The 11,875-nt window shown below is 72.0% G+C and carries 7 protein-coding genes; 3 read left to right on the top strand and 4 right to left on the bottom strand.

What is annotated here, in order from left to right; all coding sequences use genetic code 11:
• Together ACOJSN_RS07945 and murJ are read left to right on the top strand one after the other, a co-directional pair.
• A partial coding sequence (locus ACOJSN_RS07945) for a DUF6049 family protein (RefSeq protein WP_420111963.1) occupies positions 1 to 2,017 on the top strand: 2,017 nt, incomplete at its 5' end.
• A 22-nt stretch (positions 2,018 to 2,039) separates the two neighbouring features.
• Entirely contained in the window at positions 2,040 to 6,254 is a 4,215-nt protein-coding gene (gene murJ / locus ACOJSN_RS07950; RefSeq protein ID WP_420111964.1) for a murein biosynthesis integral membrane protein MurJ, read from the top strand.
• 126 nt (positions 6,255 to 6,380) lie between these two features.
• On the opposite strand, the gene ACOJSN_RS07955 is transcribed toward murJ, so the two are convergent.
• Positions 6,381 to 7,028, bottom strand: coding sequence for a TetR/AcrR family transcriptional regulator (locus ACOJSN_RS07955; RefSeq protein ID WP_420111965.1), 648 nt, complete (start codon positions 7,026 to 7,028; stop codon positions 6,381 to 6,383).
• Between the two features lie 109 nt (positions 7,029 to 7,137).
• On the opposite strand from ACOJSN_RS07955, the gene ACOJSN_RS07960 reads away from it, so the two are divergent.
• Complete coding sequence (locus tag ACOJSN_RS07960; RefSeq protein WP_420111966.1) at positions 7,138 to 7,779, top strand: hypothetical protein; 642 nt, start codon at positions 7,138 to 7,140, stop codon at positions 7,777 to 7,779.
• 55 nt (positions 7,780 to 7,834) lie between these two features.
• Here ACOJSN_RS07960 and ACOJSN_RS07965 read toward each other — a convergent pair whose 3' ends face one another.
• The 3 genes from ACOJSN_RS07965 to ACOJSN_RS07975 form a co-directional block, all read right to left on the bottom strand.
• Positions 7,835 to 8,791 carry an inorganic phosphate transporter gene (locus tag ACOJSN_RS07965; RefSeq protein ID WP_420111967.1) on the bottom strand — a complete coding sequence of 319 codons (957 nt, stop codon included), beginning with the start codon at positions 8,789 to 8,791 and terminating at the stop codon, positions 7,835 to 7,837.
• A complete protein-coding gene (locus tag ACOJSN_RS07970) occupies positions 8,781 to 9,476 on the bottom strand; it encodes a DUF47 domain-containing protein (protein WP_420111968.1) in 696 nt (231 codons plus the stop codon). The genes ACOJSN_RS07965 and ACOJSN_RS07970 overlap by 11 nt, the downstream gene beginning before the upstream one ends.
• The coding region (locus ACOJSN_RS07975; protein WP_420111969.1) for a phospholipase D-like domain-containing protein at positions 9,470 to 11,875 on the bottom strand (2,406 nt) is incomplete at its 5' end. The genes ACOJSN_RS07970 and ACOJSN_RS07975, both read right to left, overlap by 7 nt.

Raw genomic sequence — 11,875 nt, forward strand, 5'->3', positions numbered from 1 at the left:
CGCGATGCTCGCCGCCGTGCTCGGCCTCGGCCTCGCGCTGCTCCCCCACACTCCGGCACGAGCCGACGACGGCGACCTGGTGGTCGAGCTCATGGGCGTCACCCCGGCGGTGGTCACCACGGGAGACGACCTCGTCATCACGGGTCGGATCCGCAACACCACGAACGAGGAGCTGCCCGCCCCTGCGGTGCGGCTGATGCTGCAGCTGCACGTGCCGAGCTCGACCGAGGCGCTCGCCTCCTGGCTCGACGGCTCCTCCGACCTCAACGTGAGCGCGCTCACCGGCTGGAACACCGAGGAGGACGCCGACCCGATCGCGGCCGGCGCGGAGGTGCCGTTCAGGATCGAGATCCCCCTGGGGTCGGACGGCACGTTCTCGCAGCTCTCGGCGTGGGGTCCGCGCGGCATCGAGATCCAGGCGCGCTCGGAGGAGGCCACCGGCTCGGCCCGCACCACGATGCTCTGGTACCCGACCGACCCGCCGGTGCGCACACCCTCCGAGCTCACGCTGCTGGTGCCGCTGACACCCACCACGCAGGAGTGGCAGCAGGCGGCCGAGCAGGGCGTACCCGTCGGCCAGATCGCGGCGCCGCGACTGCTGGAGGTGCTCGACGCCGTGGGACCCGACGCCTCGCTCGCGCTCGACCCGGCGCTGCTGGAGACCGTTCCACCGGGCGCCGCCGCGGCGAACGAGGCCGAAGCCGAGGGCACCGGCACGCCCGACGAGTCCCCGAGCACCGAGGAGGCGACCCCGCCCGAGGACGAGAGCTCCGCCGTCGCGACGTTGATCGAGCGGCTCACCGCCAGCGAGCGCCGCGGCGACGTCATCGCCCTCGGCTACGCCGACGCCGATGTCTCCTCGTTGGTCACAGCCGGCGGCGAGGACCTGTGGTCCGACGGCGTGACTCGCTCCGAGGAGCTGCTCGCCGATGTGGGACTCACGATCGAGGACGTGGCCTGGCCGCCCGGCGAGCTGTCGGCCGACGGGCTCGCCGCGCTGATCGATACCGGCTCCGAAGCGGTGGTGCTCGGCGCCGGGGACGTCGGGATCGCCGCCAGCACCCACGCCACCGCGACCGCGGGCTCCGACTCGCTCGACGCACTGCTCTCCGACGACGAGCTCGGGCAGGCGCTCGCCACCTCCACCCTGAGCGGCATCCCTGGTCGGCAGGCGCTCCTCGCACTGTCCGCGGTCCTCACCCGCGCCCTGCCGCAGGAGCCGAGCGGCTTCCTCGTCACGCTGCCGCGTGACATCGGCACCGGCGACCTCGGGCAGCTCGCGGACCAGGTGCAGGCTCTGGCCGATGCGCCGTGGTTCGAGTTCGCCACGCTCCGCAGCCAGCTCGGCCGCACCGGTGCCGGCACCACGCTCGAAGTCCCCCAGCAGGTGGCGACGCCGGACGCGGTCGACGCCACCGCCGTCGAGAGTCTGCTGGCAGGGCGCGAGGTGGTGGCGACCTACACCGAGGCCGCCGGGTCCACGATCCAGGAGATCTACACGCCGGGCCTGCTGACGCCGCTGTCGGCCTCGTTGGTGCAGGAGCCCACACTGCGCGAGGAGCTGCTCACCGCGGCGACCGACGCCACCACCGACCTCAGCTCGATGATCCGCGTGGAGGCAGGCAGCGACCTGCTGCTGATCTCCGGCGACGCGAGCCTGCCGGTCACCGTGTCGAACCAGCTGCCGGTCGAGGCGCGGGTGGTCGTGGAGCTGGTGCCCGAGGGCAGCAGGCTGCAGGCGCGCGAGGTGGCCGAGGAGGTGCTCGGGCCGGAGCAGACCAGCACGGTGCGGATCCCGATCACCGCGCTGGCGAACGGTGACGTACAGGTGGACGTGCACGTGCGTCCGAACGTCGACGGCGCCGACCTCGCCGAGCCCGCCTCTTTCGCGGTGCGGGTCCGGGCGGAGTGGGAGAACATCGGCACCGGGATCGTGGCGGGCCTGCTCGCTGTGGCGTTCATCATCGGCCTGATCCGCACGATCCGGCGCGGTGGTCGCCGCGCTGCCGCACAATGAGGTCGGCGATGAGAGAGCTCCGATGACCATGGTGCAGAAGGCGCAGCCCCCGCAGGCCGAGCGGGGGCCGCGCGCGTTGGCGACCTCCGCAGCCGTGATGGCCAGCGGCACGCTGGTCTCGCGGGTGCTCGGGCTGCTGCGGAACGCTCTCATGGTCGCAGTGGTCGGCGTGGTGGTGACCGGCCAGGGCGGCAGCATGGCCGACGCCTGGTCGGTGGCCAACAAGCTTCCCAACATCATCTCGATGCTGCTCGCCGGCGGCATCCTCAACGCGGTGCTCGTGCCCCAGGTGGTGCGAGCGATGCGCCGCAAGGACGGCGGTGAGGAGCACGTCAACCGGCTCCTGACCGTGGCGATCGCGATCCTGCTGGGCATCACGGTGCTGCTGACCGCGGCATCGACCCTGCTGATCACGCTGTACGCCGGTGCGTTCCCGCCGGAGTGGAAGGCGGTCGCGGTCGCGCTGGCGTACTGGTGCATCCCGCAGCTGTTCTTCTACGGCCTGTACACCCTCCTCGGCCAGGTGCTCAACGCGCGCAGCATCTTCGGCCCGTACATGTGGGCACCCGCGGTCAACAATGTGGTCGCCATCGCGGGTCTCGCCGCATTCCTCGTGCTGTTCGGGTCCATGGCCGACGGCGGGATCCCACCCGGGGACTGGACCGCCGACAAGATCATGCTGCTCGCCGGCACCGCCACCCTCGGGGTGGTCGCGCAGGCGTTGGTGCTGGTGATCCCGCTCTACCGGAGCGGCTTCCGGTTCCGGCCGGTCTGGGGCGTGCGCGGGCACGGCCTCGGAAAGGCGAGCAAGGTCGCCACGTGGGCCTTCGCTGCGCTGGCGGTGGGCCAGGTCGGATATCTCGCGGTGTCGAACGTCGCGGCGGCGGCGAGCGCGAACGACCACGCGGGCAACTTCACCTACGACAACGCCTTCCTCATCTTCATGCTGCCGCAGTCGCTGGTCACGGTGTCGCTGGTGACCGCGCTGTTCACACGCGTCTCGCACAACGCCGCCGCGCGTGACGGTGCCAAGGTCCGCGATGACCTCTCGTTCGGCCTGCGCACGCTCAGCATCTTCACCGTGCTCGCCACCGCGGTGATCGCGGTCCTCGCAGTGCCGTTGGTGCAGGTGGTGCTGCTGGACCGCTCGAATTTCGGCTCCTACCGCGCGGTGGCCGCCGTGCTGGTGGCGATGTCGTTCGGGCTGGTCGCGATGGGGATCTGGACGATGGTCCAGCGCGTCTTCTACGCCTACGAGGACACCCGCACGCTGTTCCGCATCCAGGTGCCGATGGCGATCATCCTCGCGGTGGTGGCGCTGCTCGGGTGGTGGCTGCTGGACCCGCAGTGGTGGGTGGTCGGCACCGGCGTGGCGACCACGCTCTCCAACACGGTCGGGGCGCTGGTCGGCTACCTCGCCACCCGCAAGTACCTGCCGAGCCTCGACGGTGCCCGGGTGCTGCGCGCCCACCTGCGCGTGGTGCTCGCGGTGATCCCGCCCGCGTTCGCCGCGTGGGGGCTGCTGCACCTGTGGGGCGTGGAGACCTCGCTCGGTGGCGCCGTGCTGCGGCTCGTGGTGCTCGGGGCGCTGCTGGTGGGCGGGTACCTGTTGCTGGTGCGGGCGCTGCACGTGGCCGAGCTCGACGCGCTGCTGCTTCGCGTGCAGGGTCCGCTCGCCCGGGTGCGGCGTCTTCTGCCGGGTCGCCGGGGCATGGGGAACTCGCCGTCTACCATGTCCGGTAGCGGGGAACAGACGGGGAGGGGTGAGCGGGACGTGAGTACGGACTCCTCGGTGACCCTCCGTTCCGGCGAGCTGCTCGTGGAACGGTTCCGCCTCGACGAGCCCCTCGAGCAGCGTGCCCAGGGCGCGGTCTGGTCCGGCACCGACACCGCTCTCGACGCCCCGGTCCGGCTGCTGCTCGTCGACGGTCCCCAGCGCGAGACCACGATCGACGCCGCTCGCCGCGCAGCCCTCATCGATGACCCCCGCCTCGTGCGGATCCTGCGGGCCGGTGTCGAAGGCGGTCAGGGTTTCGTGGTCACGCCCGCCCTCGCCGGCATCACGCTCGCCGAGCTGCTTCGCGCGGGACCGCTGGCCCCGTCGCAGGCCCGTGCGCTCGTGGGCGAGGCTGCTGCCGCACTGGAGACCGCGCGCCGGCGCGGTGTACATCACCTCGCCCTGCGTCCGTCTCTTCTCGTGCTGGCCGACGACGGCGGGGTGCGCCTTCTGGGCCTCGGCACCGAGGCCGCGGGGCTGGGTATCGAGGCGGACGACGCACAGGACGCGGCTCGACGTGACGCCGTCGGACTGGTTCACCTGCTCTACGCCGCGCTGACCGGGACCTGGCCGGGCGCGCCTGAGGTGGCCGACGGGCTGCCGCCCGCAGCCGCGCAGGGCGAGAGCGTGGCACCGGCGGGCGACGTGATCGAGAGCGTGCCGAACGATCTCGACACGCTGTGCGCCGTGACGATGGGCGAGCACGACGACGGCCCGTTCAGCCCGGGTGAGCTCGTGGCCGACCTCGCGCCGTGGGGGCCGATCGACATGGGTGCGGTGGCGGCGCCACCACCCGTGGTGCGGCCGGGTGCGGCCGTCGAGTCGCTGCCGGCTGACGTTGCCGACGAAGGACCGGCGAGTTCCGGCGAGGAGACGGGGGGCGTCCCGCCGGAGGGCGCCGACGAGACGAGCGTGACCGCGCAGGCGGCCGCCGCGCCGGTGGGTCCGCAGCGGATCTCGGTGATCGACACCTCGGGTTGGGCGCCGCACCCGCTTCCCGCGACGGCCGAGCCCACCCCGTTCGCCGACCTCATCACCGACCCCGGCTCGAGCCCCACCCACACCCGCCCGCACCACGCGGTCCCGGCGCACGGCTCGCGCACCGAGACGCACGTTGCTCTGGGGGCGGCCGGCGCCGGGGCTCCGGTGGCCGATCCCGAGGCGACCGTGGTGCGCGCGGTGCCGGGCGAGGTGGCTGCCGGCGACCCCGGCATCGAGGAACAGCACGGACCCGAGGAGGCTGATGCGGCCGGGGAGTCGCACGCCACCGGGAGTGAGCAGGAGACCAGGGCGACCGACCATCCCGTGGCGCCTCCCGCCGTCGAGCAGGCGACCGTCGCGACGCCGGTGGCGACGGCGGCAGGTGCGCAGGGACCGAGCGTGTCGATCGCGGGGCTGCCAACGCTCACGCGGGCGGCGCGCGGGTGGGACCTGCCCGGTAGCGAGCAGCCCGAGCGACTGCCGGACCTCCCGATGCGGGTCGGTGCCGACGGCGAGCCGCTGCCTGAGCACGAGGAGCCCGAGGCCACGCAGCCGCCCGAGCCCGAGCCCACCACGGCGGGGGTCGCGGGGGTCTCCGCGGGCCTGGGGGCGGCCGCGCGGACCGTGACCTCGCCGTTGCGCTCCACGAACCGGAAGATCAACGAGGTCTCGGAGAAGGTCGGCGACGGCGCGCGCGAGATCTTCGGCGGGGCCGGGCAGCGCATCGGGTCGCTCACGCAGCGCGCCGGAGCGTTCGTCGACGACGTCCGCGACGAGTTCCGACCGGTCGAGGACGACGACGAAGACGGCTCGGGCGACGGGCGCACCCGCTTCAACCCGGCACCGATCGCGCTGTGCGTCATGGTCGCGCTGGTGATCTTCGGGCTCGTGCTCGCGCTGCTGACGCTCAGGGACGCCTCGACGGCGTTCACGCCCGGACCGAACCCGGGCGAGGTGCCGCCGTCGGCGGATGCGACCACCGAGCCGGTCCCCACCGACGAACCCACCACCGAGGCGCCGGAGGAGGACCCGGAGGGACCGCCGTCGGCAGGGCGCGTGGCGATCGAGGAGGGAGTGACCTTCGACCCCACAGCGAGCGGCGGCGAGAACCAGGACAACGCCTACCTCGCGTTCGACGGCAACCCCGACACCACATGGAACTCGCTGCGCTACAACAGCCCCACCTACGGGATGAAGCCCGGGCTGGGGTTCACCGTGGTGCTCGCGGAGACCGCGATGGTCTCGAGCGTCACGCTCGACGTCAACGGCGAGGGCGGGCTCGTGGAGGTCCGCCTCGGCGACCCCGACGCCCCGCAGCAGGGTTCTGTGCTCGCGTCCGGATCGATGGGATCGAACGTCACGTACACCTTCGACGAGCCGGTCGAGGCGCAGGCGATCTCGTTGTGGTTCCCCGAGCTCCCCGTCGCCGACAGCGACGGCCGCAACCGCATCGAGCTCGCCGAGATCACGCTGGGCTGAGGTGGCGCGGTGAGCTGCGCCGCCCTCCCTGCCCGCCCCACCCTGCCCCGCCCGGCGGAGAGCGTTGCCGGGCGATTCGCAGCCGTCTGCTGGCAGCAGAACGCCCATGTCGGGCAGTGCGTGGGACTACGCGAGGTTCAGGGTGGTGAGTTGGCGGGTCAGGAGGGCGTTCCACAGGTGGTCGGCGGGGTCCGCACTGCCGACCAGGTGCCCCGCGAGCTCGAGCGTGAGCAGTCCGACGAACGCGCCGAGCTCGGCGATCACGGCCGCGGAGCCGGAGGGGTCGGACCCGGGAGCGGCGTCGTTCATCACGGACATCTGCGCGGTGAGGTCGCGGCCGCCGAATGGCTCCACCGCCCGCTTCGCACCGACCTCGAGGAACGGCCTGACCGCGGCGGCCGCTGATGGCACCGTCTCCGGCGGGGCGACGTAGCCAGGGATCGGGGTCCCGTAGATCAGCTGGAACTCGTTTGGGTTCGCGCGTGCCCAGTCACGCATGGCGTGGGCGAGGTCCCGCCAACGGTGGTCGGGGCGCTTCGCTCGCACCTCGCCGAGCGCGGCCGCGAGGTTGCCGTAGCTCTCGATGATCATCGCGGTCAGTAGCGCCTCGCGCGTGGGGAAGTAGCGGTACACCGCAGAGGAGACCATCCCCACCTCGCGCGCGACCGCGCGCATCGACAGCCCGCCACCCCCGTGCTCGGCGATCTCGCGCCGTGCGATGCGCAAGATCTCGGCGGTCGTCTTGGCACGGTTCGCCTCGCGTACTCCGGTCATGAGACGCAGTCTGACACAAACAGAGAGCACTGCTCTTGCAATTCTCGACAGCGTCGCCTACTCTCGATGACAACCGAGAGCACCGCTCTCACTTTCGTGGAGGCCCGTGATGCGTGATCCCGCTCGTCAGCTGCTCGCTCCGACCGTCGGCACCGGTGTGCTGATGGCCGTCTATCTGCTGGTTCGCCCGTACGGGGATGCCGGCTCCGAGTCCGAGACCGCGCAGGCGTTCGCCTCCACGGCGTGGCTCGTGGCGCACGTGTGCGGCGCGCTCGCGCTGGCCTCGGTGGGCCGGCTCGGGCTGCGGCTCGCCGACCTGACCGACTCGGTCGCTGCGCGCGTCGCGCGCTCGTCCGGCCTTGCCGGCGCCGTGCTCGTGCTGCCGTACTACGGCGCCGAGACGTTCGCGCTGCACGTGATCGGCCGCCGAGCGCTCACCGACCCCGCCGCACTCGCACTCGCCGAGGAGGTGCGCACCGTCCCGGTCGCTCTTGCGACATTCGGGATCGGGCTGGTCCTGCTGATGGTCGCCGGCGTGGCGATCGGGATCGCCGCGACGCGCGCGCTGGCCCTCCGCCCTGGCTGGGCCGCATGGCCGCTGGCCGCCCTGACCGCGCTGTTCCCCGTGCAGTTCTTCGTGCCACCGGCCGGCCGGATGGCGTTCGGGGTGCTGTACGCCGCCTCGGCGGCTGTTCTGGTGCTAGGTGTCCTTCGCGCGAGCAGAGGCGGCGCTCGCACCCCCAGCCACTGACAGGCCTGCCGCGATCGCGCGCTGACTCGCCTCAAGCCGGACCCGCCCGTGTGCTCTACGAGGCAACCACCGCCATCACGATGAGCGACACCATGGCACCGAGGATGAGCGCAGCGGGTAGCGTCGCCACCCAGGCGATAGCCACCCGACCGATCATCAGCCAGCGGAGCCGACGCACACCGTCGCGGCTGCCCGCCCCGACAAGCCCACCCGTCACGGCCTGCGTCATGCTCACTGGTGACCCCACGGCTGCACTGGCGAGCACGGCCACGGCGGCGGCCGACTCCGCCACCACCACGTGGACCGGTCCAGCGGCGAGGATCCCCGTGCTCATCGTGCGTGCCACGCGCGGCAGACCGAGCAGGGCTCCGACCGCGAACATGGCCCCCGCTGCTGCGAACGCCCACAGCGGGAGGCGCTCGTTCGCGCCCGTACCGGCTGCGAGCATGAACAGCACGAGCACCTTCTGGCCGTCGTTCATGCCGTACGCCAGGCACAGCGCGAGGAACCCCACCCCGTGCCAGCCGCCCACAGCACGGCGGTACGAGCGCGTGCGCACCCGGCGCGTCGCTGCCGAGCCCAGGTAGGCCAGCAGTGCGCCGGCGATCGGTGCGAGCACCCCGAACCCCAGCACCCGCACGAGCGTCTCGACCTGCACTGCCGCACCGGCGCCCAGCCCGGCACCGGCCAAGCCGCCGACCACCGCGAGCGTCAGACTGGTCGGCAGCCCCGCTCGGCTGAGCCCGAGAACCACCGCGATCGCCACGCAGAAGCCGATCGTGACCACGAGTGTGGCCTCGGCAGGAACGATGCCGGCGAGCATGGTCTGCGCGACCCTCGTCCCCAGCACCAGCGGCACCGTGGTGGTCGCGACCGCGATCGCGATCAGGCTGACGGCCACCGAGCCGCCCGGCAGCCTGAGCCCCGGGGCGAGCAGTGCCCCGCCGTCGTTGATGCCGGTGACGAGGGCGAATCCGAGGGCGACCGCGAGGAGCGCGGCCTCAGTAGCCACGCTTGAGCGCGCCGTCGGACAAGCCGTCGGCCGAGGCGGCCACGTGCGAGGCGACCCAGTCGAGCCTCTTGGTGAGCTCGCGCTTCTTGAGTGCCGTCAACGTGGTCGGGTCCACCTCGCCGCTGACGAGCCGCGCGAACTCGCTCTGGTAGAGCCTGGCGACCTGCGCGGCAGACTTCTTCACCCGCAGCGCGGCCAACGGGAGGTCCCGGGGAGAAGTCCAGAGCACCTGCATCGCGTCGTCGAGCAGGTCGAGCGCTGCCACGATCCCCTCCAGCATCGGGGCGTAGCTGCCGCGATCCTCGATCCGGTACAGATCCGCCTCGCGGAGGAAGTCCCGGAGCGTGTCGAGGACGTCATCGATCGTGCGGGACAGCCGGAAGAGATCCTCGCGGTCCAGGGGAGGCGCGAGTGCCCGCGACAGCTCGACGATCACCGCCGCCCGCTCGGCGTCTCCGCGTCGCTCGATCTCCGCGATGCGGGTGCGTGCCTGCGCGGGGAGCACCTCCCGGCGTGCCATCGCGAGCGCGAGCGCCGCCCCCTCCCGTGCTGCCTGCACCTGGGCCGACAGCGGTGCGGCGAGGCGCCGGTCGCGCCGCCCTTGCCGCCGCTCCCGCCGCCCGCGGGCCTGCTGACCCGCGGCCGTGGGCTGCCCGCGCCGGGAGGTCAGCAGGCCGGTCAGCATGTCTGGGCGCAGTTGTACAACGCCGTGCGCAGGTGCAGCTGGGTACCGCCGTTGCCATCCCAGTCATCGACGTAGGCGACGGCGAAGTAGCCATCGGGCGCCATCGCGATTGCCGGCGAGGTCTGCGCGTTGGCCGTGAACACGGACAGTCGCGACTCCGGGAACGCGTTGAGGTCGTCGCCGGCGGCGGTGATACCGGCTGCCCACACCTCGGTTCCGCTCTGGTACCGCGTCAGACCGCTCGCCTGCGGGGACTCGTGCCAGGTGACCACGGCATTCCCGGCCGCGTCGACCGCAACATCGGGTTCGGCCTGCCGACCAACGCGGTCGCTCACGTACATCGACTGCGGTGTCACGGTGTAGCCACTCGGCCCGCTGACCCAACGCAGGATCTCACCGGTCGCGGTCCGGGGAGCGAACAGAGCGCTGCTGCCCTCGAAGCCACGCACGTAGATCGCCGACTGCGGGTTGCCGTCCTGGCCGGTCCTGCCGGTGTGCAGGTCCTGCCACACCACGTACCAGGTGCCGCTGTCGGCCAGCGCCACCCGCGGCTCGCGCTGCTGGCCGTCGCTGAGCGAGCCGGTGTGTACCGCGATCGTTCCGGAGAACGTCCCGGCGAGCAGCCCGCTCTTCGCGCGGATGCTGAAGCCACCGTTGCCGTCCTCGTCGTCCTCCCAGGCGACCACCACCACGCCGCTGCTGTTGAGGTCGAGGCTCGGTCGCAGGTAGGAGCCACCCGCCACCGCCTGCACAGGCACGTCGTACCCACCGGCCAGCGGTGTGGTGCGCACGCCGCCCGCCGTGAAGGCGGCGTACCTGATCGAGGTCACCCCCGCCGTCGTCGTGTCCTCCCATGCCACGGCGAACCGACCGTCGGGCATGACGCCGATCGACGGGTAGCGCTGATCGCCTGCCGAGACCGCGTTGATCGACATCACCGGGCCGATGGCGCCGGCCGGCGAGGCCGTCACGGCGCGCAGTTCGTAGCCACCGTTGCCATCGCGGTCGTCAGCCCAGACGACGACGGCGGTCCCGTCCTCGGCGACGTCGATGTCCGGCTCCCGGTAGTTCCATCCTGGGTCACCGCCGGTTCTGACAACCTGTTCCCAGTCGCGCGTGCCGTCGACGAACCGGGCGAGCCGGATCTCGTTCCCGCTGGCACCGATGCTGCCCGAGGCGAAGGCCGTGTAGGTGACGTGGCGGCCGGCGCTGTCCACGTAGGCGGCCGACGCAGGCTCGAACTGGTCACCGGTCGCGACCGCGTTGAGCACGCCATAGGTGGCGTCCGGGTACCGCTCGGGCGAGATCGTCACCGCGGCGTGCACGATCGCCTCGAAGTCCTCGACGAAGCCGTCGTACGTGGTCGGGTCGTCGATCCGCAGGAACACCTCGTCGTTCTTCTTGAGAGCACCGTTCGTCCAGTTCTGGGAGCCGGTGTACACGTACCGCACGTGCTCGCCCGAGTGCCGCGAGGTGCCCTCGACGAGGATGTACTTGGAGTGGATGCTGCCGTCCGAGCACTCGGCGTTCGCGCCCGATCCCACCCCGAACCAGCTCTGGCGGCACCCGCCCGGGTTCATCGCATACACGGGAATGCCACGGCCGGCCAGCGCCGGGAGCATGTCCTGGTGCTCGCCGCCGGCGACGATCACGGTGCACCCGGCAGCCCGCTTGTCGCCGAGTGCGTCGATCACCTCCGGGCGTGCCGCCCGCATGCCCCACATCGCCACCCGGATCACGTCGTTCGTCGCCGTGGGCGAGCAGGCGATGTCATCGATCGCGGCGGCGACCAGGTCGGTGCGCGCGGACTGCGGTGCGAACGAGTCCGCGATGGTGGCCGCCTCGGCGGCGCTGCCGGTGTCGCGCGGTGAGAACCACACTCGCAGGTCACCGGCGTCAAGGTGCCCGGTCTGGAACACCTTCGAGGTGCCCGGGATCGTCAAGAGGTCCGCCACGTAGTCGCGGAACCCCTCCGCGAGGTCGCTGTTGCCGGTGACGGTGACCTTGTTCTGCCACATCTGCTGTTGCGGACGCGTGGGGTTGTCCGAGCCGATGACCACCACGTCCTCGCGGCCGTCGTCGAGCTCGCTGAAGACCCAGAACTTGTTGTGGTTGATGCCCACGCCGCCGCCTGCGCAGGACGCGTAGCAACGGTGCACCCACGATCCGGTCGCGCCGGTGGCGGTGCCCAGCCCCGAGACCAACGAGGCGACCTCCGTGCTGACGTCGCAGGAGTTCGGGTCACCTCCGGTACACATCTCGACGATCAGCCGCACGTCCACGCCGCGGGCGTCGGCCGCGAGCATCGCGGCGGTCAGGCCTGCATCGGTGAACGTGTACAGCGAGCCGTAGACGCTCGAGCCCGGTACCGCGGCATCGAGCAGTTCCTCGAGCGCGTC

Source organism: Pseudactinotalea sp. (assembly GCF_048594945.1).
Lineage (GTDB): Bacteria > Actinomycetota > Actinomycetes > Actinomycetales > Beutenbergiaceae > Pseudactinotalea.